The 24996-nt window shown below is 64.5% G+C and carries 15 protein-coding genes; 9 read left to right on the top strand and 6 right to left on the bottom strand.

What is annotated here, in order from left to right:
• Positions 1-73: 73 nt before the first annotated feature.
• Positions 74-1312 (bottom strand): S8 family serine peptidase, encoded by a 1239-nt coding sequence (locus ACP7BV_RS07110; RefSeq protein ID WP_426102956.1) that lies wholly within the window; start codon positions 1310-1312, stop codon positions 74-76.
• 196 nt (positions 1313-1508) lie between these two features.
• On the opposite strand from ACP7BV_RS07110, the gene ACP7BV_RS07105 reads away from it, so the two are divergent.
• Together ACP7BV_RS07105 and ACP7BV_RS07100 are read left to right on the top strand one after the other, a co-directional pair.
• Positions 1509-2015, top strand: a complete 507-nt coding sequence (locus ACP7BV_RS07105) for an RNA polymerase sigma factor (RefSeq protein ID WP_426102954.1) — start codon at positions 1509-1511, stop codon at positions 2013-2015.
• A complete protein-coding gene (locus ACP7BV_RS07100; protein WP_426102952.1) occupies positions 2012-2764 on the top strand; it encodes an anti-sigma factor family protein in 753 nt (250 codons plus the stop codon). Before ACP7BV_RS07105 ends, ACP7BV_RS07100 begins: the two co-directional genes overlap by 4 nt.
• A 248-nt stretch (positions 2765-3012) precedes the next feature.
• Here the strand turns inward: ACP7BV_RS07100 and ACP7BV_RS07095 are convergent, their stop codons facing one another.
• Positions 3013-6087: a diguanylate cyclase domain-containing protein gene (locus ACP7BV_RS07095; RefSeq protein WP_426103225.1), complete on the bottom strand. Its 3075-nt coding sequence runs from the start codon at positions 6085-6087 to the stop codon at positions 3013-3015.
• Between the two features lie 493 nt (positions 6088-6580).
• On the opposite strand from ACP7BV_RS07095, the gene ACP7BV_RS07090 reads away from it, so the two are divergent.
• On the top strand, positions 6581-8089 hold the full coding sequence (locus tag ACP7BV_RS07090; RefSeq protein WP_426102950.1) for a DEAD/DEAH box helicase: 1509 nt from the start codon (positions 6581-6583) through the stop codon (positions 8087-8089).
• An 87-nt stretch (positions 8090-8176) separates the two neighbouring features.
• On the opposite strand, the gene ACP7BV_RS07085 is transcribed toward ACP7BV_RS07090, so the two are convergent.
• Complete coding sequence (locus ACP7BV_RS07085; protein ID WP_426102948.1) at positions 8177-9034, bottom strand: sulfurtransferase; 858 nt, start codon at positions 9032-9034, stop codon at positions 8177-8179.
• A 192-nt stretch (positions 9035-9226) separates the two neighbouring features.
• Here ACP7BV_RS07085 and ACP7BV_RS07080 point away from each other — a divergent pair, with 192 nt between their 5' ends.
• The 3 genes from ACP7BV_RS07080 to ACP7BV_RS07070 all read left to right on the top strand — a co-directional run bounded on the left by ACP7BV_RS07080 (position 9227) and on the right by ACP7BV_RS07070 (position 16545).
• Positions 9227-11662, top strand: a complete 2436-nt coding sequence (locus ACP7BV_RS07080) for a DUF1631 family protein (RefSeq protein WP_426102946.1) — start codon at positions 9227-9229, stop codon at positions 11660-11662.
• 303 nt (positions 11663-11965) lie between these two features.
• Positions 11966-15514 (top strand): DNA polymerase III subunit alpha, encoded by a 3549-nt coding sequence (dnaE, locus tag ACP7BV_RS07075; RefSeq protein WP_426103223.1) that lies wholly within the window; start codon positions 11966-11968, stop codon positions 15512-15514.
• Entirely contained in the window at positions 15514-16545 is a 1032-nt protein-coding gene (locus ACP7BV_RS07070) for a glycosyltransferase family 9 protein (RefSeq protein WP_426102944.1), read from the top strand. The genes dnaE and ACP7BV_RS07070 overlap by 1 nt, the downstream gene beginning before the upstream one ends.
• Before the next feature lie 340 nt (positions 16546-16885).
• Here the strand turns inward: ACP7BV_RS07070 and ACP7BV_RS07065 are convergent, their stop codons facing one another.
• Complete coding sequence (locus tag ACP7BV_RS07065; protein WP_426102942.1) at positions 16886-17989, bottom strand: glycosyltransferase family 2 protein; 1104 nt, start codon at positions 17987-17989, stop codon at positions 16886-16888.
• A 123-nt stretch (positions 17990-18112) separates the two neighbouring features.
• Here ACP7BV_RS07065 and ACP7BV_RS07060 point away from each other — a divergent pair, with 123 nt between their 5' ends.
• Positions 18113-19174 (top strand): glycosyltransferase family 4 protein, encoded by a 1062-nt coding sequence (locus ACP7BV_RS07060; RefSeq protein WP_426102939.1) that lies wholly within the window; start codon positions 18113-18115, stop codon positions 19172-19174.
• Between the two features lie 36 nt (positions 19175-19210).
• On the opposite strand, the gene ACP7BV_RS07055 is transcribed toward ACP7BV_RS07060, so the two are convergent.
• Positions 19211-20434, bottom strand: a complete 1224-nt coding sequence (locus ACP7BV_RS07055) for a glycosyltransferase family 2 protein (RefSeq protein WP_426102937.1) — start codon at positions 20432-20434, stop codon at positions 19211-19213.
• 110 nt (positions 20435-20544) lie between these two features.
• Complete coding sequence (locus ACP7BV_RS07050; protein ID WP_426102935.1) at positions 20545-21636, bottom strand: glycosyltransferase family 2 protein; 1092 nt, start codon at positions 21634-21636, stop codon at positions 20545-20547.
• Between the two features lie 335 nt (positions 21637-21971).
• Here ACP7BV_RS07050 and msbA point away from each other — a divergent pair, with 335 nt between their 5' ends.
• Positions 21972-23696: a lipid A export permease/ATP-binding protein MsbA gene (gene msbA / locus ACP7BV_RS07045; RefSeq protein WP_426102933.1), complete on the top strand. Its 1725-nt coding sequence runs from the start codon at positions 21972-21974 to the stop codon at positions 23694-23696.
• Entirely contained in the window at positions 23693-24718 is a 1026-nt protein-coding gene (gene waaF / locus ACP7BV_RS07040) for a lipopolysaccharide heptosyltransferase II (RefSeq protein ID WP_426102930.1), read from the top strand. The genes msbA and waaF overlap by 4 nt, the downstream gene beginning before the upstream one ends.
• Positions 24719-24996 lie beyond the last annotated feature (278 nt).

The following is a 24996-nucleotide window of genomic DNA, read 5'->3' as shown; positions in this document are numbered from 1 at the left end:
TGCAGCCTGTCTGCAACCGTTACAAGGAAAACGAGCGGGCTCGACGGTTTATTCCCTGCGTCCGAAAAAAAAGTTAGCGCAGCGTTTCCGGATCAACCCGGAACGCCTGTCCCACCACCCCATGGCCGCTGTCCGCAGCGCCAGCCTTGACCGCCTGCGCGGCCAGCGCCGCCAGTGCGAGCGCCGAGCGCCCCTGGTCAGGACGCGGCAGCGCGCTCGCCAGCATGGTCGCCACGATGGGGGCGGCGAACGAGGTGCCGCGCACTTGCCGATAGGGCGGCTCGCCCGGCGCGGCGCTGACCATATTGTTGCCTGGCGCGGCGAACATGACTTGCGGCCCGCGCCCCGCTTCGGGCAATACGCGCCCGCGCTTGTCCACCGCGCTCACACCCACCACGCCCGGATAGCTGGCCGGATACAGCGGGGCGGCGGCGGGCCCGTCGTTGCCGACCGCCGCCACCAGCAGGTGGCCGCGCCGCACCATCGCCGCGACCACGCGTTCGAGCGTCCGGTTGGCGGGGCCGACGATGCTCAGGTTGATCACGCCAACCTGTTCCGTGGCCAGCCAGGCCAGCGCGCCGGCGATCTTGTCGGCCGAGCCGCCACTGGCGCTGTCGCAATAAATATCGGCAGCAAACAAGTGCGCCTGCGGCGCCACGCCGCGAAAGCGGGGCGACTGGCCCACCATTAACGCCGCCACGGCAGTGCCGTGGGCAGCGGGGCGCACCACATCGCCGCAGCCCCAGCGCCGGATGCGCGCATCGCGAAACACATCGTGTCGCGTGTCGACGCCGCTGTCGACCAGACCCACGCTGACCGCGCCGAGCGAAGCGCTTGCGGACCCGGACTCGGACCCGGCCTCCGCCGGCGCGGCTGCCGCGTTTGCGCCGCCGCTGCCCATATACAGATGGTTGAAGTCATACGCGCCGTCCGGGTCCAGTGCGCGTAACTGCTCCAGCACGCGCGCGGTATCGGCCTGTTCGGGCACGCCCAGCACCACGATCACTTCGTCCAGGCCGCCCAGGCGCCGCTCGCGCAGCACCGTCAGGCCGGCTGCCTGCGCCGCCGCCAGGCCTGCCGGACCGGGCGACCAGGCCAAAATCTCGCGCCGCACGACGGGCTCGCCGCGCGGGTCGGCTTCGAGCACATCGCGATGTTGTCCGAGCAAGATTTTTACCTGGTCCAGGCGCACGTGCCGCAAGTCGGGCAGGGCGCGCAGCGGACCCGGGCTTGCCGCGGCAATGCCCGGCAGACCGCTGCCCCAGGGCAAACCGGCCTGAGGGTGCGGCAAGGCCAGTGAGGGAAGGCGCAACTGGGCGCTAGCGCGGGAGGCAGTCGCCGCGAGAGTAAGCGCTAACACCAGGCGCCAGGCGCGAGGCGCACGAAACGGGGATTTTGTCTTCATTCGTCGGATGATAGTATAGGGATTGATGGTCTTGTTAATTAAACGAACGGGACTGGGATTAAAATCCCTCGCCCCAACGTTTACCCGCTATCTATGAATGTTTATGACACTTGACGCCACCACCATCCACGCTGACATCGGGGCCTTGCTGCCCCGGCTGCGCCGCTTTGCGCGTTCCATCACCTTCAACACGGAAGATGGCGACGACCTGGTGCAGGTGGCGGTGGAGCGCGCGCTCAAGCGCAGCGAACAATGGGAAGCGGGGACGCGCCTGGACAGCTGGCTTTTCCGCATCATGAAAAATGCCTGGATTGACGAAGTGCGCAGCCGGATCCGGCGCGACCAGGTGTTCGCCCCCGAAGAGTCGGGCGAGCATGTGGGCGACAATTCCGCCGAGGCGCACCAGCAGCGCCTGGCGATCCGCAAAGCGATCAGCCTGCTCTCGGACGACCACCGGGTCGTGATCGCCCTGGTGCTGGTGGACGGCATGGCCTACAAGGAAGCGGCCGAGGTCCTGGAAATTCCCATGGGTACCCTGACCAGCAGGCTGGCGCGAGCGCGCGAGGCGCTGCAGGGATTGTTGTCAGATCAAGCGAGGACTGTAGCATGAGATTTACCGAAGAAATCATAATGGCCTACGCCGACGGCGAGCTCGACGACACAACGCGGTTCCAGGTGGAGCTGGCCATGCGCCAGGACCCGGCCCTGGCCGAAAAGATCCGCCAGCACCAGGTGCTGCGGTCGCACGTGTTTGGCGCCTTTGCCGGCACGCTGGCCGAGGAGGTGCCCCAGCGGCTGCAGGCGGCCACGCGCTCGGGCAAGGTGATCCATCTCGACAGCGTGCGCCAGTTGCGCACGCCGCCGCCGCCGCGGCCTGCGCCCGACAAGCACGGCTGGCGCTGGCCCGAATGGGGTGCGCTGGCGGCCACGCTGGTGGTGGGCGTACTGGCCGGGGTGTTTGGTGCGCAAGGCTTGGGCGGTGGCGCGCAGCTGGCCGGGTTGGACGCCGGCAGCGGGGCGCTGAAGGCGCAAGGCCGGCTGGCGCAGGCGCTAACTGCGCAGGCCGGGCCGGTGGCGGCCGATGCGCCGGTACGGGTCGGGCTCAGCTTCGTGGCCAAGGATGGTCATTATTGCCGCAGTTTCATGCTGTCCAACATGGCGGGGCTGGCCTGCCGCAGCGGCGACGAATGGCGCATTCCCGTGATGGCGGGCGCCGCTGCAGTCGCGCCCGGGGCGTACCGGCAAGCCGGGAGCCAATTGCCGCCGGCAGTGCTCGAGGCGATCGATGAACGCATTGCCGGCAAGGCGCTCGATGCGGCGGGCGAGCGCGCGGCGGCGGCGCAGCTCTGGAAGCGCTGAATGGGATAGGCATGCAAAAATAATGCTACAGCGGTGTCGCGAACGCGGATGTTGCAAAGCGTTTTGCCACCAGTTGACTGCACAAACACCACGAAATGTGCAAACCCCACACTGCATCGTCCCCGCGGTTGTGGCCGTTGCACAAGGATTGTGGGAGGATACTTTGCACTGCCAAGGGCAGTAGGGCGGAAAAGGGCTAGCCCGCATTGCGCCATGCGTCTCGACGGCGCTCCCGGGTGATTTCAGCATCACTCCCCCAGCACCGCCCGGTTCCGCCCCGCCTGCTTGGCCCGATACAGCGCCTTGTCCGCCTGCTCGATCAGCGTGCTCCAGCTGAGCGCTTCATCCGGCATCGACGTTGCCACGCCAATACTGATCGTCACCACGCCATGTGGCGACTTGGCATGCGGCAGCGCCAGGCGCGCCAGCTCTTCGCAAATTTCCTGGGCGATCGCCAGCGCGTGCGCGGCATCGGTCGCCGGCGCCAGCAAGGCGAATTCCTCGCCGCCGTAACGGGCCACCAGGTCGCTGGTGCGCCGTCCGTGCGCGGCAATCAGGTCCGCCACGCGGCGCAGGCAACGGTCGCCCGCCTGGTGGCCATAATGGTCGTTATAGGCCTTGAAATGGTCAACGTCGAGCATTGCCAGCGCCAGCGGATAGCCGTTGCGCGCCGCGCGCCGCCATTCGCTCTCAAGCGCGGCATCAAAACCGCGCCGGTTGTTAATGCCGGTCAGGCCGTCGGTGCTCGACAGTTCAGCCAGCTTGGCATTGCTGTCTTCCAGTTCGTGCGTGCGGGCCGCCACCATCGCTTCGAGCTGGACCTGGCGCCGCGTCAGGTGCCGCACGCGCGCGCGGTAAGCCGTCGACAGCAGGCTCACTGCCGCAAAGCTGGCCAGCAGGCGGAACCACCAGGTGTGGTACCAGGGCGGCAAAATCTCGATCCTCAAACTGGTCGGCTCGTCATTCCACACCCCCTGGTGATTGGCGGCCTTGACCATGAAGGTGTAGCGGCCCGGATCCAGATTGGTATAGGTGGCGCTGCGCCGCGTGGCGTCGGTCCGCACCCAGTCGCGGTCGAAGCCGTCGAGCCGGTAGGCATAGGTATTGCGCGCCGGATCGGTGTAATGCAAGGCCGCAAATTCAATCGTGAACACCGATTCCTGCACCGACAGCGTGAGCGCCGACGGCGACGTGACGCCGCCTTCGAGCTTGATGCCGGGCACGGGCTGCCCATTTTTGAGCGAATGGTTGAACACGCCAATGTCGGTGAAGGCCACCTGCGGTTTGACCGAGTCGCTGCGCACCAGTTCAGGGGTGATGCCGGTCATGCCCTTGACGCCGCCAAAATACAGCTTGCCGTCGGGCGCGGCGTAGGCGGTGGACACCGAATAGCCCTCCGACAGGCCATCCGCATTGGTGTAGCGGCTGACCTTGCCGGAGTCGGGATCGACCCGCAGCAAGCCGCCGGCCGTGCTCATCCACAACTTGCCGGCCTTGTCGCTGCGCATGGCCAGGATCTTGACTTCGCCCACGCTGTCCTTGGCGCCGTAGCTGCGAAAACTGATGCTGCCGTCAGCCGCCGTCAAGACCTGGTTGACCCCGCGCGAGGTGCCGGCCCAGACTCGGCCTTGCGGATCCTGGTACAGCGAGGCGACGTTGTCGTCGGCCAGCGAGGCCGGATTGGCTGCGTCGTGGCGCAGGTGGCGGAACTTGCCGGTGTGCGGATTGAGCACGTCGAGCCCGCCGCCGCTCCATTCCGAACCCATCCACACGCGGCCCAGCTTGTCCTCGAGAATGACAGTACTGTTGTTGACGCTGCGGCTGTTGGCCTCTAGCGTGCTGTGGGCGTAATTGGTCCAGGTGCCGGCCACGGTGTCGTAGCGGATCACTTGGCTGCCGGTGCCGAGCCATAAGGTGTTGCCCGCGCCGGGGGCGATGGCATTGATGAAGTCCGCCCCCACGCTGCCAAAATTGATGACCTTGAACGGCTGCTCCGGCGAGTCGAGCCGGTTCAGGCCGGCCGAGGTGCCCACCCACAGCGGCCCGCCCGGCTGCTGGTACAGGCTGTAGACCACGTCGTTGGAAAGTGAACCGGGCTTGCCGGCGTCGGCGCGGAATGTCTTGAGCACGTCGCCATTGGCCGGATCGAACAGCGCCAGGCCCGAGTTGCCGCTTAACCACATGCGCCCGTCAGGCGCGCCTTCGATGGCTTTCAGCGAGTTGTCGGGGCGCAGGTTGTGCGCTTCGACATCGAAAGGAATGAAGCGCTGGAAGCCCTGGCTGTTCAGGTTAGCCAGGCTGATGCCGTCCGAAAACGAACCGACCCACAGCATGCCGCTGCGGTCTTGCATGACGGCCCGGATATAGTCTGATGGCAGGCTGTTCGAATCGTTGGCGCGGTGCACGTATTGCACAGGCTTTGCCGCGCCCTTGTCCCAGCGCAGCAGGCCGGCGGCCAGCGTCCCGGCCCACACCGTGTCATTGCGGTCGCCATACAAATAGTTGATGCGGGTGGCCGGCGAATTCAAGGTGCGCGCGTCCCAGTCGGTGCCGGCCTTCCAGGTAATCACGCCGTTCTGGGTGCCGACCCACAAGGTGTGGTCGCGGCCGTAGTGCAGAGCGCGCACGATATTCAATTTCGGGTCGGGCGCGGCATCGCTGTCGAGGCGGTGGTGAATCACGTCGACCTTGCCTTGCGGCAGATAGTCCAGGCCGCCGGGCCAGGTGGCGGCCCACACGCCGCCGCGCTCGTCCATGGCAATGGCGTTGACGTCGTTGCTGGCCAAGCTGCCGGGCCTTTTGTCGTCATGCAGGTATAGCGTGAAAGCGGCGCGCGACGGGTCGAAATGCTGCAGGCCGCCCCAGGTCGCCAGCCACATGCCGCCCTTGCCGTCGCCGATGATCGACTTGACGATGCGCTGCGCGGCCGGGCCGTATGGCGGCACGAAGCGGGTGAAATCGTTGGTCTTCGGGTTGTAGCGTGCCAGCCCGTTCTGGGTGCCGGCCCAGATCACGCCCTGCTGGTCTTCATACAGGGTCGAGACGCGGTCGTGGGGCAGGCTGTTCGGCTCGGCGGCGCTGCTGGTGTACTTGACCGCATGGTAGCCGTTGTAGCGGTACAAACCGCCGCTGAGCGTGCCGATCCACACGAAGCCCTGGCGGTCCTGCATCATGCTCAGGATGAGCAGGTCGTCCGAGTCGATCGACCCGAGCCGCTTGAAGCGCAGCGTCGAGGTCGGCGTCGCCAGCGCCGACAGCGACAGCGCCAGCAGGCACAGGAGGGCGCAGCCGCGGCGCAGGACGGTGGAGAGGGCGAATGGCATCGTCAAAAGTTTGTCTTTATGCGAATAGCTGGGATGGTTCCCAAGGGACGCGCGCTATTTATGACAGCGCCGCTTAAAACTGGCGTCAGCTTAACATTGCCTAATGTAAATTGCACACGATGTAAGCCTTTTGACATGCAATTTGTGCAAGCGCGAAACTTCCTGTTTCTAATCGGACACTGCCACCTGTCATGCCGACCTGCCCGGGATACCGCTCTGCCGGGGCGATTGTTAATTTTTTGACGCCGGTTCGCGGTCAGAACCCTTGGCCTGTTACCAATGATCTATCCTGCCGCTCTGGGGGAAACACATATTCCATATACAGTTGCCCGCTTTTAGGGTATCGTTTACGGCACTATTACTGCATCTACGTCCGCGCGTCCGCTTGTCAAAGGGGCGTTTCGCGACACTATTTCGAGCTGGCCGCCGGTCTTTCCCTGTGTCGGCCTTCAATCTGGGCGTAGAGCTTATCGAACATTCGCCCGGAAAATTTATGCCAGAAACACCGATCACCATTGAAGCTGACAGCGCGCCTACCGTGCGTTTTGCCGACTTCGGCCTTGCTCCCGAAATCCTGCGCGCGCTGACCGACCAGGGTTATGTGCACCCGACGCCAATCCAGGCGGCCGCCATTCCCATCGTGCTGCAAGGCCGCGACGTCATGGGCGCCGCCCAGACCGGGACCGGAAAAACGGCCGGTTTCTCGCTGCCGATCATCCAGTTGCTGATGGCGCACGCCAACCCCAGCATGTCGCCCGCGCGCCACCCGGTGCGCGCGCTGGTGCTCACGCCCACGCGCGAGCTGGCGGTGCAGGTGGCGGAAAACGTCAAGGCTTACGCCCAGCACACGCCGCTGCGCTCGACCGTGGTGTTTGGCGGCATGGACATGAAGGGCCAGACCACCATCCTCAAGGGCGGCGTCGAAATCGTCATCGCCACGCCGGGCCGACTGCTCGACCATGTGGAACAGAAAAACGTCAACCTGGGCCAGGTGCAGATGCTGGTGATGGACGAAGCGGACCGCATGCTCGACATGGGGTTTTTGCCGGACTTGCAACGCATCATTAACATGCTGCCGAAAAAACGCCAGAACCTCATGTTCTCGGCGACTTTTTCCGGCGAGATCAAGAAGCTGGCGAACAGTTTCTTGAACGATCCCGTGATCATCGAAGTGGCGCGCAGCAATGCGACCGCCGACAAGGTGACCCAAGTGGTCTATAAGGTGACTGAAGAGAGCAAGCGCGACGTCGTCGAGCACCTGATCCGCGGACGCGACCTCAAGCAAGTGCTGGTGTTTTCGAATACCAAGATTGGCGCGTCGCGCCTGTCGCGCCATCTGGAGCAGGCCGGCATCAAGTCGACCGCCATTCATGGCGACAAGACCCAGCAGGAACGCATGGCCGCGCTTGACGCGTTCAAGAAAGGCGAGACCGATGTGCTGGTCGCCACCGACGTGGCCGCGCGCGGGCTCGACATTTCAGACTTGCCATGCGTGATCAATTTCGACTTGCCGTACAACGCGGAAGATTATGTGCACCGGATCGGCCGCACGGGTCGCGCGGGCGCCTCGGGCGACGCCATTTCCGTGTATTCGGAGAAGGACGAGCGCCTGCTGACCGATATTGAAAAATTGATCAAGCAGACCATCACCCGTGGCGAGCTGACCGGCTTTGCCGCGCCATCGCGGGCGCCGCGCGAAACGTCGGAGCGTCCACCGGAGCGCCGCGCGCGCCGCGGTGAAGGCGAGGCGCCGGTGCGCAGTAGCAGTAGTAGCAGTAGTAGCAGTAGCAGCGGTAGCAGCAGCACCGGCGGCGAACGCAGCGAACGTGCGCCGCGCACCAGTGGACCGATGCCGCGCCGCGAAAAAGTCGATCCATGGTTCCTCAAACCGTACGAGCCGAGCGTGAGCTCGGCGCCATTGGCGCCGGCGGTATCGAGTTCGTCGATCAAGCCGGGCAAGCAAAAAATTGCGGCCTTACTGGGTGGAATGCCGAAGCCATGATGCATGGCGCAATGCGGACTGCGTCCTGTTGCGCCCTACGATTGTCGCCAAATTCCCCACATTTTTTTGCGCCACCCGGGCGCCAGGCTAGGCCGCTATGCTATCTGCACGATAGCAATGCGGACACGACACCCCGTACACATACTGCGCCGACAGCTGTTCGCGCGGCGTCACCACGGCGCGGCAAGCAAAACACTGGGTGGTGGTGACCGCTTCAAGCTGGGGATTGAGGGCCGTGCGATAGTCGAATACAAAGCAGTCGCCCGTGTAGTGCTCCCCGCCCACGTCCTCAAAATATTTCAGAATCCCGCCTTCGAGCTGGTACACGCTGTCGTAGCCGATATTCTGCATGTGGATGGCCGCTTTTTCACAGCGAATGCCGCCAGTGCAGAAGGTGACGACGGTCTTGTCGGCCAGCGCCTCCTTGTTGGCGGCGATCACCTCGGGAAATTGCGTGAATTTGTCGATCCGGTAATCGATCGTGTTGTTGAAGGTACCCACGTCGACCTCGAAGGCGTTGCGCGTGTCGACCATCACGACCGGTTTGCCATTGTCGTCATGCCCCTGGTCGAGCCAGCGCTTGAGCGTGGCCGGCGCCACTGCAGGCGCGCGCCCCAGCTCGGGCTGGATCAGCGGCATGCGCATGGTGATGATTTCCTTCTTCAGCTTGACCAGCATGCGCTTGTGCGACTGCTCTTCGGAATAGCTTTCCTTGACCTCGATGTCGGCAAAGCGCGCGTCGCCGCGCAGCCAGGCCAGAAAGTGGTCGATCTTGTCGCGCGGGCCGGACAAGAACAAGTTGATGCCTTCCGGCGTGAGCAGGATGGTGCCCTTCAAGCCCAGTTCGTGGCACAACGCCTGGTACTGCGGGCGCAATTCTTCGGTATTGTCGAACGTGACAAATTTATAGGCGGCTATATTGACGTGGGAAGTGGCAGATGACATGGCGTTTCAGTGCAAGGGGACAGCCGGTATTATAAGGCAGCGGCCGCCGCTGGCGTTGTAGATCGACTTTTGGTATTTCTCTCATGTAACAAATTGCAACGCGGAACGGTACTGCGCGTGACAATCTGACGCAACGCGCTATGATGGAAGCAGACATTGCGTAGCAGTTACCTATTCGATAGCCGAAGATCCATGCATATACCGAACCGTATTATTCGCCTTGCCAAGGAGCGCGCGCTGGAAAGTTTCTCGGCGCTGGCCGAACAGACCGTGGTCGAGGCAGACAGCATGACCACGCGCGCTATGAGCGGGGCCAGCGGCGTGGCTCTGGCCGACCTGGTCACCGTGCGCAATTTTTTGCGCGGGGAAGCACGCACCCTGCGCGCGCGCATGGACCGCCACTTTGCCAGCCTGCTCGAGCGCGCCATGGTCACCATGCACGCACAGCAGCAAAAGGCGGCGGCCCAGGAAATCAACTACGCGACCCTGACCCTGATCGACGACGACGTCGTCACGCGCCAGATCGAAATCGAGCGCATGGTCGGGCGCCTGCGCGAAGCCGAGCAGGTCGAGCTGGGGCGCGTCAACCTGACCATCGCGATCATGCACGACGACCGCGAGGCGCGCGAGCGCGAAAACCCTTTCAGGCCCTACCTGCTGGCGCGCGCGCTGTACGAGGCGCTGCGCGAACTGATGTGGGAAGAATCGCAGTCCAAGGTGCTCTACGATGCACTGGGCATGGCGATGGCCCACCGGCTGCCCGGTTTTTACGCCGGCATTCTGGACGTGTTCGAGGCGGGCGGCATCACCGCGCGCCTGGCCGCGCGTCCATCGGCCATGAAGCGCGGCGACAGCGAGCGCGCAGCCTGGTCGCGCGCCGCCCAGGATGTGCGCGGCGTGGCTCCCGCCGGCGTGCGCGTCACCGAGCTTAGCGACGAACAGCAGCTTGCCCATGCGCGCCTGATGGACAAGCTGCAGCGGCTTTTTGAGCTGCAGCAGATCGATGACCTGCCGCGCGCCAGCGTGCCGACCCGGCCCGACCAGCTGGCGCTGCCCGACGCGCGGGCGCAGCCGGGCGACCTGCCGCAGCGGGACCCGCCGCACCCGGACCTGCCGCAGCTGGACTTGCAGCTGGACTTGCAGCTGGACCTGCAACCGGACCTGCAACCGGACCTGCAACCAGGCCGGCAACCGGCCGGTCCCGCTGCCGCGACGCGTAGTCAGGATCTGCTCGACGTCGTGTGGGACACCTTCCACAAGCCCAAGGGTACGCCAGTCCCGCGGTCGGCGCGCCCGCACGGCGAGCGCCCATTGCTGGACCAGGCGCTGTTGGGGCTGCAACAGGAAGTGGCCGCCGGCGTAGCGCCGCTCAAGCCGCTCGCACTGCGCGGGCTGCTCGACCCGGCCGATATCGATCTCGAGCAGCGCCGCATCCTCGACATCGTCGCCCTGCTGTTCGAATCGATCATCGCCGACGACCTTGTCGGCGTCCAGATGCAGCACCAGCTCGCGCGCCTGTACTTGCCGTTCGTGCGCGCCGCGCTGCAGTACCCCGAGCTGCTGTATGAAGCGCAGCACCCGGTGCGGCGCCTGCTCGACCGGCTTGGATCGGTGGGGGCGGGCGTCACGCCGGCCGCGCCCTGCTTCGCCGTGCTGGAACCGGAAGTGAGCAACATCGTGGGCGCCGTGCTTGACCTGTTCGACGACGACCTGCTGCTGTTTGGCGACTCCGAAAGCGCACTTGACAGCCACGTGTCCGAGTTGCTGGCCGGCTGCGACGCAGCCATGGCGCGCTGCTTTGCCGCCGTGGCCGAAGCACAGGCCGACAGCGCGCGGCTGGCCGGCGCCGGACGCGCATTGTCGGCGGCGCTGCAGCCGCTGCAGGTCGACCCGCGCCTGGCCGACTTCATCCTCGGCACCTGGGCCCGGGTGCTCAGCCACCCCGGCTGCAGCGCCGAGGAAGGCATCGCGCTGCTGCCCGAGCTGCTCTGGAGCGCGCAGGAAAAGACCACGCCGGACGACCGCGCGGCGATGATGCGCATGCTGCCCGATCTGGTCAAGCGCGTGCGCGGGGGCATGGCCTCGATCTCGCTGCCGGAGGCGCCCTCCAAGGCCGCCTTCGACCGGCTGGTGGCGGTGCACATGGACGTGTTGGGGAACAAGCAGGAGCGTGCGCGGCGGCTGATGTCGCTCGACGCTTTCCGCCAGCATTTTGCCGGCTTCGCGATCGATGCGGTGGTGCCGTCGGCCGACAGCGAGCACTGGGTCGGCAAGTTCGAGCTGGAGGCGGCGCTGGCGCGGCGTGGCGTGCAGGCAAGCGCGCACGCCAAGGCTGCGGCCAGGATGGCGCGTCCGTCGGACGCAGACTGGCTGTCGTGGGCGCGTCCCGGGACCGGGTTCGAGCTCAAGATCGACGGGCAGTACCGCACGGCGCTGTTGTGTGCGGTGTCGGCGGGCGAGGGCGCCTTTGTGTTCAGCGTGGCCGACGAGCAGCAGCAGGTCATCTTTTTGCGCGCGCCGCTGCTCGAGGCCATGGAACTGGGCAATTTGCGTCCGCTGGAGCCGGCGCCCTTGTTCGACCGGGCAGTGGAGTCCCTGATGGCGGGCGCCAAATCGTTGTCGGCATAGTCAACGCTGATCAAGTCCCGGGCGGCGCATGGCGGAATGCGCTTCGCTTTTCCGCCATGAGTCGCCTGGGACACGACAAGCGTGATTTTATCGGCAAGAGTTTGGCCGCCGCCGTCATACCCCCGACCGGCCCGTGGAACAGCGGCGCCGGTTAGCCACGCCATTGCCGCAGGCGGCGCATGGTCCAAGTCGCTTTGCTTCTCCGCCCCGCCATGTACCTCGCACTGTCGGGGCTCTGCGCCTCCGACCGCTCCGGCGCGGTAAAATAGCGTCTTTGTACAGCAGGCGAATCGGAACATGAGTATGGATGTCATTGAAGTTGGCGGCGCAGCTGCCGCCGCGGCCCCCCACAAGGCCGCCGGCCCCGCATTCGTGCACCTGCGCCTGCATTCCGAGTATTCCATCGTCGACGGCCTGGTGCGCATTGACGACGTCATCGCCGCCGCCGCCAAGGACAAGCAGGCAGCGCTGGCCATCACCGATCTGTCCAACCTGTTCGGCATGGTCAAGTTCTACAAGGCCGCGCGCGGCAAGGGCGTCAAACCAGTCGTCGGCGTGGACGCCTGGATCACCAACGACGACAACCGCGACAAGCCTTCGCGCTTGCTGCTGCTGGCAAAAAACCACATGGGCTACCTGCAGCTGTGCGAACTGCTCTCGCGCGCGTGGATCGAAAACCAGCACAAGGGCCGCGCTGAAATCCGTCCCGAATGGCTGGACGCGCTGGCCACCAGCGAATCGACGCTCCACCCCGGCCAGAGCCAGGCCTGCGGCCTGATCGTGCTTTCGGGCGCGCATTTCGGCGACGTCGGCACGGCGATCGAAAACGGCAACCTGGCGCTGGCCGAGCGCTGCGCGCAGCGCTGGGCGCGCATCTTCCCGGGCCACTTCTACATCGAGATCCAGCGCGCCGGCCAGGCCAACCAGGAGGCGCAGGTGCGCCACGCGGTTGCCCTGGGCGCCAAGCTTGGCCTGCCGGTGGTGGCCACGCACCCGATCCAGTTCCTCTCGCCCGACGAATACATCGCCCACGAAGCGCGCACCTGCATCGCCGAAGGCGAAATGCTGGCCAACGCCAAGCGCGTCAAGCGCTTCAACGAGGAGATGCGCTTCAAGACGCAGGCCGAAATGGCCGAGCTGTTCGCCGACATGCCCGCCGCGCTGGCCAATTCGGTCGAAATCGCCAAGCGCTGCAACCTGGTGCTCACGCTGGGCAAACCGCAGCTGCCGAACTTCCCGACGCCGCCCGGCATGACGATCGATGAATTCCTGGTCTCCGAATCGAAGGCGGGCCTGGAACAGCGCCTGATCCACCTGTACCCGGACCCGGAAAAGCGCGAGGCGCAGCGCGAGCGCTACGAGTCGCGCCTGAAGTTCGAGACCGATACCATCTGCAACATGAAGTTCCCCGGCTACTTCCTGATCGTGGCCGAGTTCATCAAGTGGGCCAAGGAAAACGGCGTGCCGGTGGGGCCGGGCCGTGGTTCCGGTGCCGGTTCGCTGGTGGCCTATTCGCTGCTGATCACCGACCTCGATCCCTTGCAATACAACCTGCTGTTCGAGCGTTTTCTCAATCCTGAACGGGTATCGATGCCCGACTTCGACATCGACTTTTGCCAGGAAGGGCGCGACCGCGTCATCCAGCACGTCAAGGATTTGTACGGCAAGGAGGCGGTCTCGCAGATCGCCACCTTTGGCACCATGGCGGCCAAGGGCGCGATCCGCGACGTCGGCCGCGTGCTCGATTTCGGCTACAACTTCTGCGACGGCATTTCCAAGCTGATTCCGTTCAAGCCGGGCAAACCGGTGACGATTGCCGACGCCATCGAAGAAGAGCCGATGCTCAAGGAGCGGCTCGAGAACGAGGACGAAGTCAAGCAGCTGCTGGCGCTGGCCCAGCAGGTCGAAGGCATCGCCCGCAACATCGGCATGCACGCCGGGGGCGTCTTGATCGCGCCGGGCAAGCTGACCGACTTCTGCCCGCTGTACACGCAGGGCGGCGACTCGGGCGTGGTGTCGCAGTACGACAAGGACGACGTGGAAGCCGTGGGCCTGGTCAAGTTCGACTTTCTTGGTTTGACCACGCTGACCATTCTCGACCGCGCGGTGCGCTACATCAAGCAGCTCGACCCGGCGCATGCCGACTTCGCGCTGGAAAAGCTGCCGCTCAATGACAAAGCCTCGTACGACCTGCTGACCAAGGCCAAGACGGTCGCCATCTTCCAGCTCGAGTCGCGCGGCATGCAAGGCATGCTGAAAGACGCGCGGCCCGACCGTTTCGAGGACATCATTGCGCTGGTCGCCCTGTACCGCCCGGGCCCGATGGACTTGATTCCCGACTTTTGCAAGCGCAAGCACGGCGAAAAATTCGACTATCCCGATCCGCGCACCGAGTCCATTTTGTCGGAGACCTACGGCATCATGGTGTACCAGGAGCAGGTCATGCAGATGGCGCAGATCGTGGGCGGCTACTCGCTCGGCGGCGCCGACATGCTGCGCCGCGCGATGGGTAAAAAGAAGGCCGAGGAAATGGCCGAGCACCGCGAGATTTTCCGCGCGGGCGCCGCCAAGGATGGCCTGTCGGCTGCCAAGGCTGACGAAATTTTCGACTTGATGGAAAAGTTCGCGGGCTACGGCTTTAACAAGTCGCACGCCGCCGCCTACGCGCTGCTGTCGTACCATACGGCTTACCTGAAGGCGCACCACACGGCCGCCTTCATGGCCGCCAACTTGTCGCTGGCAATGGACGACACCGACAAGATCAAGATCCTGGTCGAAGATTCGCTCGAGGTCTGCAAACTCACCTTGCTGCCGCCCGACATCAACTATTCGGACTATCGCTTCGTGCCCGAAGGGCCGCCGCCGTCGGTGACCAACAAGCGCGTGACCAACATCCGCTATGGCCTGGGCGCCGTCAAGGGTTCCGGCCAGGGCGCCATCGAGGCGATCATCGCCGCGCGCCAGAACGGCGGCGTGTTCAAGGACCTGTTCGATTTTTGCAAGCGGGTCGACCGCAAGCAGATCAACCGCCGCACGATCGAGTCGCTGATCCGCGCCGGCGCCATGGATTGCTTTGGCGTGGACCGCGCCATTTTGCTGGCGTCGGTCGCCTTTGCGGTCGAAGTGGCCGACCAGGCGCTCGCTTCGATCAACCAGGTCAGCCTGTTCGGCGGCGACGACAGCGATCTGGTGGCGCCGCCCGATTATGTCAAGGCCACGCCGTTTACCGACCGCCAAAGGCTGGCCGAAGAAAAGGTAGCGCTGGGCTTTTATTTGTCGGGCCATATGTTCGACTCGTTCGCGCTCGAGGCACGGCGCTTTGCGCGCACCAAGCTGGCCGACCTGGACCCGTCGCGCGACCCGCGCATGATGTGCGGCGTGATCACCGGCGTGCGCACGCAGATGACCCAGCGCGGCAAAATCCTCATCGTTTCGCTCGACGACAAGTCGGGCGTCGTCGAAGTGACCGTCTACCCCGAGGTGTTTGACGCCAACAAGAACGTGTTCAAGGAAGATGAATTTTTGGCGGTGGTGGGCAAGGTGTCCGAAGACCGCTTCAATGGCGGCCTGCGCATCACGGCCGAGAAAGTGTATGACATGACGATGGCGCGCGTGCACTACGGGCGCCAGCTTGGCCTGATGCTGCCCGGCGCGGTGGCTTCGCACCGGATCGTCGAAGTGCTCAAGCCGCACCGCCTGGAAAGCGGCCTGCCGGTGGCGTTGCGCATCAAGCCGCAGGGCGTGGACTGCACGCTGCAGCTGGGCGAAGCGTGGCACGTGGCGCCGTCGGACGCGCTTACGGCAGCGCTTGAGCAAGTGCTCGGCGCGCGCGAAGTTCAGGTGGAGTACTAATGGCGCGCGAATCGCTCAAGCTTGAGCGCATCCTGATCTGCCGCACCGACAACATCGGCGACGTGGTGCTCACGCTGCCGCTGGCTGGCTACCTGAAGCAGCGCTTCCCGCAAGCGCAGATCGACTTTTTGGTGCGCGCCTACGCTGCGCCCGTGGTGCGCCAGTGTCGTTTTGTGAACCAGGTGCTGGCGATCGAAGAGCATGGCGACCATCGCCGCATGTTCGTCGAAGGCGAATACGACACCGTCATCTTTGCTTTTCCCAACCGGCGCCTGGCGCAGGCGGCGCGGCGCGCGCGCGTGGCGAACCGGGTCGGCACCAGCCACCGGCTGTTCCATCTGTTTAGCTGCAACCGGCTGGCGCACTTCAGCCGGGTCAAGTCGAATTTGCACGAAGCGCAGTTAAATTTCATGCTCCTCAAACCGTTGGACATGGGGCATATTCCTTCGTTGGCCGAGATCCCGGCGCTGTACGGCCTGGAGGCCCCGCGCCTGCATGACGTCGATCTACTCGCCGCCCAGGCGCCTTTTAATGTGATCCTGCATCCCAAGTCCAACGGCAACGGGCGCGAATGGCCGCTCGCGCGTTACACCGAGCTGGCGCGCTTGCTGGAGCAGGACAGGGGCGTGTGCCTGTGGGTGACCGGCAGCGCGGCCGAGGGTGAACTGATTGCACGCGGGGCACCCGAACTGCTGGCCATGCCGCACGTGCGCAACCTGTGCGGACGGTTCGATCTGGCCGGCTTGACGGCGCTGATCGGCGCGGCCGACGGCCTGGTCGCCAGCGGTACCGGACCGCTGCACATGGGCGCGGCGCTGGGGCGGCCCGTGCTGGGCCTGTTCCCCCCGATTAAACCGATTGATCCGGCGCGCTGGGGCGCGCTGGGCGCGCAGGCGCGCAACCTGTGCGCGGACGAGCGCTGCGCCACCTGCACCGGGGCAGAGCGCTGTACCTGCATGCAGGCGATCAGCGCGGAGCAGGTGGCGGCCGTCGTGCTGGACTGGCGCGCGGGCCAGCGCAACGACGCCTGACTGCGGCCTGGGAATCACAGGCGGAAAAGCGGTACGGGCATTGCGCCAATGCGTACGCCGACGGGGCGCAAGCATGGTGGAACGCGCTCTCGCTTTTCCGCCCTACGTGCTGTTTCCGGACCGACGAAATGCATCGTAGGGCGCAAAAGCGGTACGCGCATTGCGCCAATGCGTACGTCGACGGGGCGCAAGCATGGCGGAATGCGCTGTCGCTTTTCCGCCCTACGTGCTGTTTCCGGACCGACGAAATGCATCGTAGGGCAAAAGCGGTACGCGCATTGCGCCAATGCTGACGTCGACGGGGCGCAAGCATGGCGGAATGCGCTCTCGCTTTTCCGCCCTACGTCTTGTTTTGCGCCCCTCGCTGCGTGACGAGGTGCCGGCGCAATTTGCGCCCCTGGCGCCACATCTTGTACTTGCGGCTGGCCGCTTGCCTGAAGTGGAACAGCAGGTCGCCGGACAAGACCTTTTTCAGCTCGGCCAGCATGCGCTGATCCTGCACGCGGTCCTTGGTCTGCAACTGCCCGGCACCGGCCGCCGCGACCAGGCCGGCGTAGTCGCCGAACATATTTTCCAGAAAGCTCGCCTTGATGCGCGCGCGCGTGCGCTGGCCGACAGCGTGCGGCAGCTGGTAGCTGCTCTTGACCAGGCTCATGTAAAAATGCGCAATCATCATGTCGAACTGGCGTTGAACCGCCGCGTTCGCACCGCGCCGCTGCAGATGCAGCCGGGCCACCGGCAGCGCCGCGACAAAATCCATGCACCAGGCTTCTGAAATGGACTGCGTGATGCTGGTCGGATGCTGGCGGTAGTCCACGATCAAGTGCGGCACGTGCAGCAGGCTGGCGCACTGGCTGACCAGGCGCGGCAAGGTGGCCACGTCTTCGAAGACGCGCCCGGGCGGGAAAATCGGCATGGGCAGCTGCGCATAAATATCGCGCCGGATGACATGGGCCCACACGTACATGTGGCGGTTCGCCAGAAAGGCGGTCAGCAGCGCCTGCGGATCGCGCAGCACGCCGGCCGGATAATGCAGGGCGATCTCGTGGGTCTTGGCCGGCTCGTTCGGATGCCACATCCTGAAGTCGAAGGCGATCAGGTCCGGGCGGTGCGCGCCGATGGCGTCGCCGAGCGAGTGCAGCGAGCCCGCGCGCAGCACGTCGTCGCTGTCAAGAAAGGCGATATAGTCGCCCCGGGCCGCAGCAATGCACGCGTTGCGGGTGGCGGCAATACCCTGGTTGGCTTGGGTATGCACGTGAAAGTTTGCATGCGGCCAGGCTTCCTGCAGGCGGGTCAGCACTGCCAGCGTAGCGTCGGTTGAACCGTCGTTGACGACCACCAATTCATGCTGCTCGCCCAGCTGCGCAAGGACGGACTGGACGCACTGCTCGATGTAGAACTGGACGTTATAGGCGGGAATGACAACGCTGATCGTGGGTGGCATGGCTGGCTGCGCATCATGGCGCCGTTTTGCGAAAGTCTTCGGAGAACGCATAATAGAAGTTTTCCGCGCCGAAAGCTGCAAGTATTTCGCTGCGCACAACCGAGAAACGAGAAGACTGCATCGATGAAACCGGAAATCCTGATCACGCTCGACTCCATGCGACACGCCAATACCGGCCTGTACACCTTCGGCAACAGCCTGGGCCGCGAAATCCTGCGCCAGGTCGGCAGCGAGTTTGGCGTGCACATCTACGCCCACCCGGACCAGCGCGCGGTGCTCGGCGAGGCTGCCGGCTACGTGCGGCACCGGCATTTTCACCGCCTGTTTTTTCCCTCGGGCGGCCGTTTCGACGTAGTTCATTTCGCTGACCAGTACTGCCGTTTCGGGCCATCCAGGGTGCGCGCCAAGACCATCATGACGGTGCATGACATGAACCAGATCTACGAGCAGCAGAGCGGCACGCCCAAGCTGGCGCGCTACATGCGCCGGATGGCGGCCAAGATTGCCGGCGCCGACCGGGTGGTGACGATTTCGCAGTACGTGGCAGCTGACCTGGTGCGCCATTTTCCGGCCGTGCGCGACAAGCTTTCAGTGATCTACAACGGCGCCGACGCCAGCTGGGCGCCGCCCGGCCATCAACCCGTATGCGATCCGGGCGCGCCGTTTCTGTTCACCCTCGGCATGCTGTGCGCGAAGAAAAATTTCCATGTGCTGGTGCCACTGCTGCACGGCAACGAGCGCAAGCTGGTGATCGCCGGCATCGTCAAGGAAGAGTACAAGCAAAAAATCCTGGCGGAAGCGGCGGCGCATGGCGTGAGCGAGCGCGTGATCATCACCGGCCCGGTCAGCCAGCACGACAAGGATTGGTATTACGCGCACTGCGAAGCGTTCGTGTTTCCTTCGCTGGCCGAGGGCTTCGGCCTGCCAGTCCTTGAAGCGATGCATCACGGAAAACCCGTGTTCTTATCGACCCATACCACCTTGCCCGAAATTGGCGGCGCCGCCGCCTATTATTTCGACAATTTTGATCCCGACAACATGCGGCGCGTGCTGGAGCATGGTCTGCTTGACTTTGCCGCCAGCGGCGGGGCCGACCGGGTGCGGGCGCACGCAAGTCAGTTCACCTGGGAAAAGGCGGCGGCCGCTTACCTGGCCCTGTATCGCACCCTTGCAAGTGGGGCTTGACGCCCGGCCGTGTGCGGCCTGAGTTCCCGGCCGCTTTCAGACGCCCTCGGCCGCTTTCAGCGCCGCCGCATGGCGCCGCAACTTGCGGGTACGGCGCCACAGCTTGAGATTGCGCGTGGCGCTCTGGGCAATGCGGAAGAAGAGGTTGCCTGCCAGTACCAGGCGTACATGCCGGACCATTCGCAGGTCTTTCCGCCGGTTGTCAGAAACTGTCGCGGCGCTGCGGCTCGTTTCAAGCATGCTTTCGCAATTGCCGAACAGGTTGTCGATGAACGATGCCGTGATCGATTCCCGCACCCGCTTGCGCGCCGCGCGCGGCAGGTAGTAGGTACTCTTGATGGTGTCAAGGAAAAAGTGGCCGGCCGTGATGTCGAAATGGCGCCGCACGGCGTCCGACACGCCGCGCGCTTGCAGATGCCTTCGCGCAACCGACATGGCAAACGAAAAATCGATGCACGATGCCTCCGAAATCGACTGCGTGATGCTGGACGGATGCTGGCGGTAATCGATGATGGGCACAGGCAGGTACAGCAGGCTGGCGCACTGGCTGAGCAAGCGCGGAACCGTCGAGACATCTTCGTACACGCGACCTGGCGGAAACACCGGGCCGGGCAGTTGCGCGTAGATGTCGCGCCTGAAAACGGTCGCCCAGATATAGTTTTTGCGGCAGGCGAAGAATCGGGTCAGAATCGCGTCGGCGTCGCGCAGCATGACGTTGTCGGGATAGCTGAAGGCGACCGGGTGCGTCTTGGCCGGCTCTTGCGGATGCCACATGGTGTAGTCGCATACGATGACGTCCGGACGGTGCCGCGCGATCACCTCGTCGAGCTTGTCCAGTATCCCGCCTTGCAGCACATCGTCGCCGTCGATCCAGACGATATAGTCGCCTGTCGCTGCCCGCACGCCGTGGTTGCGCACGCCGGCAATGCCTTCGTTGGCTTGGCTTTTCACGTGGAAGTTTGACCCGGGCCACGCTTGCTGCAGCGTGGTGACCAGCGCGAGCGTATTGTCGGTCGAGCCGTCGTCGATGACGATCAGTTCATGGTGCTCGCGCAACTGGCCGAGGATCGCGCGCACGCATTGCTCGACATACCGCGCCAGGTTATAGGCTGGCACGACGATGCTCAGGACCGGATGCGTGTCACGGCGGGCGCAGGTTTGGGAGGGGGGCGAGTACGACAAAGGAGTTGGCAGAAAGGAGGGGGCTTGCCGGAGACGCCGGATTGCTGAATTGTTAAAGTGGGCAACAGTCCCAGACATTATAGGTTAGCAACTATCATCTGTAAAACAATTTATTTATTGATATGATAATACCCGGCTGAATGCCACTGGGCAAGGTACGAAGCGGTAAAGGCGGGGAGCGAAGCCGGTCAGTCCGGTGCAGGTGCGAAGTGGCCGTGTTTTTTCGCCATGCGCAAGCGGCGCCACAGCTTGAGCTTGCGGCTCGCGGTGCGCTTGAAGTTGACGACCACGCCGCCGGCCAGCGCGCTTTCGACCTGGCGAATGATTACCGCGTCGAGCGTGCGGTCGTTGGAGACCATGTCGGCGCGCCCGGCCGTGGCCACCAGCGTATCGCAGTTGCCAAACAAGCCGCCCACGAACAGGGGCTTGATCAGGGTGCGCACGCGTTTGCCGTCGGCGCGCGGCAGCCGATAGGAATTCTTGACGGCGCCGACAAAAAAGTAGGCGGCCGCGATGTCGAAATGGCGGCGCACCGAATCGGCCACGCCGCGCGCTTGCAGATGGCGCCTGGCCAGCGGCAGCGCCGCGGCGAAATCGAGGCACCAGCGTTCCGACACTGCGTTCTCGGCGGCGTGCTGGCGGTAGTCGATGACGGGGTGGGCCAGGTGCAGCAGGCTGGCGCAGTGGCCGAGCAGGCGCGGCACGGTGGCCACGTCTTCGAACAGACGCTCGGGCGGGAACACGGGTGCGGGCAACTGGGCATATACGTCGCGCCGGAACACGTTCGACCAGATGTACATCTGGCGGTCGGCAAAAAAGGTATTCAAGATCGCTTCCGGGTCGCGCAGCAGCCTGCCCACCGGGTAGCCAAGCCTGACGCTACGCGACTTGGCCGGTTCGTCCGGGTGCCACATGCGAAAGTCGCAGGCGATGACGTCGGGGCGGTGCTCGGCGATGGCCTGGTCCATGGCGGCCAGGGAACCGGGCAGCAGCACGTCGTCGCCGTCGATAAAGGCGATGTAGTCGCCCTGGGCCACGCGCAGGCAATGGTTGCGCGCGCTGGGGATGCCTTCGTTGGGCTGGCTAAAGACATGGAAGTTCGCGCCCGGCCAGGCTTCCTGCGCCTTGAACACCAGCGCCAGGGTGTTGTCGCTCGAGCCGTCGTCAATGACGATCAGTTCGTGCGCCGCGCCCAACTGGCCGAGGATCGAGCGCAGGCACTGCTCGATAAAACGCTGCACATTGTAGGCGGGGACAACGACGCTGATCGATACCTTCATGGGCGTCTCCCCCGGTGTGGGGCAATGCACGCCTCCACAACGGCGGCCGGGGCGTCCGGCCGGTTGTAAGGTGTCGCGACAGCTGAGATGAAGGACGCTTGCGGCATGGGTAGTGAGTTAGACCTGTAGGCACATATGGTATCAAAATTATTCGCACTGAAGCCAAATGAACAACAAGCTGGCGAATTCGCGGTCAAGGCGAGCCTGTTTCATGCCTTGATCGTCGTTGTAATGGCCGCCTTACGCCTTCAGCCTGAATGCCCGATCTGGCGGCAACTGCGCGCACTGTGCGAGAATGCTGCCTTGAATTGTTCGAGGCAATGCCAGGGAAATCGATGGAAAACAAGGACATCGTCCGGCGACTGCTGGCGATCATGAAACCATACCGCGCCCGCGCGGCGCTGTCGTTCGTGGCCATGGTGGGCACCGCGGTCACCGAGCCGGCGCTCACCTTGTCGTTCAAGCTGCTGATCGACAAGGGGTTTGAACACAAGGTGCCATTTAGCCTGTGGCTGGTGCCGCTGATTCTGCTGTCCATCTTCGTCGGCCGCGGCGTCTTCAGCTTTGCCACCGCCTACCTGAACAACTGGATCATGAGCCGCGTGCTCAATGACCTGCGGCGCATGGTCTTCGAGCGTCTGCTGCGCCTGCCCGTGGCGCGTTTCCACGACGAGTCGCCGGGGCGCATCATCAACACCGTCATCGCCGAGGTGCGCCAGGTGGTCGACATGGTCAATTCCGTGTTCATCGCCTACGTGCGCGACTCGCTGATCATCGTCGGCCTGCTGGCAACGCTGCTGTGGCTGAACTGGCGCCTGACGCTGATCGCCATGGTCATCATGCCGGTGACGGCGCTGATCGTCAGCACCACCGCCAAGCGCATGCGCCGCCTGTCGCGCGACAACCAGCGCGTCACGGGCGAAATGACACAGGTAGTGGAGGAAGCGGCGCGCGGGCACCAGGTGATCCGCGTGTTTGCGGGCGAGCGCTACGAGCGCATGCGCTTCGAGCAGCGCAGCGAAGCACTGCGCGGTTTTTCGCAGCGCATGACGGTCGCCAGCGCCGCCGTAATGCCCATTACCCAGACCACCACCGCCATGGCAGTGGCGCTGGTGATCGTGATTGCCATTAGCACCGGCATGAGCCAGGGCGACTTCGTCGCTTTTATTACCGCCATGCTGATGCTGCTTAACCCGCTCAAATCGCTGGTCGGCGTCAACGGGCCGCTGCAGCGCGGCATGGCGTCAGCCGAAATCGTGTTTGCGATGATCGATGCGCCCATCGAACGCGATACCGGCACCCGGGAGCTCGGGCGCGCGCAGGGACATGTGCGCTTCGAGCAGGTGAGCTTTCGCTATCAAGACGGTGGCGTGCCCACGCTGGACGACATCTCGCTTGAAGTACTGCCAGGGCAGACCGTGGCGCTGGTCGGCACCTCGGGTGGGGGCAAGTCGACCCTGGTGAACCTGGTTACGCGGTTTTATTCGCCCGCGAGCGGGCGCATAACGATTGACGGCGTGCCCTACGACGAGCTCACGCTGGCCAGTCTGCGCGCACAGCTGGCGATGGTCAGCCAGAACGTAGTGCTGTTTGACGACACGCTGGCCGCCAACATTGCCTACGGCGTCGAAACGGTCGACCGCGCGCGTTTGGACGCGGCCATCACGGCGGCGCACTTGGACTCGGTGGTTGCGGCGCTGCCGGACGGCGTGCAGACGCTGATCGGCGAGAACGGCAGCCGCCTGTCGGGCGGACAGCGCCAGCGCGTGGCGATTGCGCGCGCCATCTACAAGGACGCGCCCATCCTGATTCTGGACGAAGCCACCTCCGCGCTGGACAATGAATCCGAACGCGCGGTGCAGGCCGCGCTCGACACGCTGATGGCCGGGCGTACCACGCTGGTCATCGCGCACCGCCTCACCACCGTGGAGCGGGCCGACCGCATTGTCGTGATCGACCATGGACGGATCGTGGAATCGGGCCGGCACCATGAACTGCTGGCGCTAAACGGCATGTACGCCAAGCTGTACCAGCTGGACCTGACCAAAGGCGGTGCATGAGCCGCACGTTGGTCATTTCGCCGAACTGGATTGGCGACGCCGTGATGGCGCAGCCGTTGCTGCAACTGCTCAAGCAGCAGAACCCGGGCGCGGCCATCGACGTGCTGGCGCCGCCGTCAGTGGCGCCTGTCTGGCGCGCCATGAAGGAGGTGGACAGCGTACTGGAAACGCCGTTCCGGCATGGTCCGCTGCAGCTGGGCGAGCGCTGGCAGTACGCGCGCCTGCTCAAACAACAGGGATATGCGGCGGCCTACGTGCTGCCCAATACGCTCAAGTACGCGCTCATTCCCCTGTTTGCCGGGATCGCAACCCGGGTGGGCTACAAGGGCGAAATGCGCTTTGGCCTGATCAACCGCATGCACCGCGACGACGTGCCGGCGCGGCCGATGGTGCCGTTCTATGCGGCGCTGGCCGGCGCCCCGGACGCACCGCTGCGCCTCGATGTGCCCAGGCCCGCGATGCAGGTCGAGCGCGGCGCGATCGATGCCTTGTGCGCGCGCCTGGGGATCGATCGTGCGCGCGCGCTGGTGGTGTTTGCGCCGGGCGCCGAATTTGGCGCCGCCAAGCGCTGGCCTGCGCGTCATTTTGCGGCGCTGGCGCAGGCGCTCGTGGCGCAGCAGCCGGGGACGCAGGTAGCGTTGCTGGGCTCGCCCAAGGACAAGGCGGCGTGCGACGAGATCGTGGCGATCACGGGCGCGGCCGGCGTTTTCAATTTGGCCGGGGTGACTCAACTCGACGAGGCGATCGCGCTCATTGCCGGCGCGGCGGCGGTGGTGGCCAATGATTCGGGATTACTGCATATTGCGTCGGCGCTGAACCGGCCGGTGATTGGCCTGTACGGTCCGACGGACCCGGACCATGCGCCGCCGTTTTCGGATATGGCAAAGGCGATGTCGCTACGGCTCGATTGCTCGCCCTGCAAACAGCGCGAGTGTCCGCTGGGGCATCACGATTGCATGGAGAAGATGGATGCGGGGGGGGTGTGGCGGGAGCTCAAGCCGATGATGAACGTGAGTCGATGAGCAGCGTAGGTCGGATAAGCACAGCGCAATCCGACAAGCGTCGCGTTGACGCACGTCGGATTGCGCTGGCGCTTATCCGACCTACCGTCCGAACCCGAAATAACTTGCGCGCCTAGACGCTCTCGCCAAAGGCCTGTTCCGTTCCCGGAGCGGGGCAACGATGCCGGGTTACTGCGACTTCGCGAACCGGGCTGTCGCAGAACATCCTGCGCCCCAGGGGTAAACGTGTGAGTCAATGAGGAGCGTAGGTCGGATAAGCGCAGCGCAATCCGACATGC

The sequence above is a fragment of the Massilia sp. TSP1-1-2 genome (assembly GCF_049896185.1).
GTDB lineage: Bacteria > Pseudomonadota > Gammaproteobacteria > Burkholderiales > Burkholderiaceae_D > Telluria_A.
Note: the sequence above shows the minus strand (reverse complement) of the source record. Positions and strands in the feature narration are given on the sequence as shown.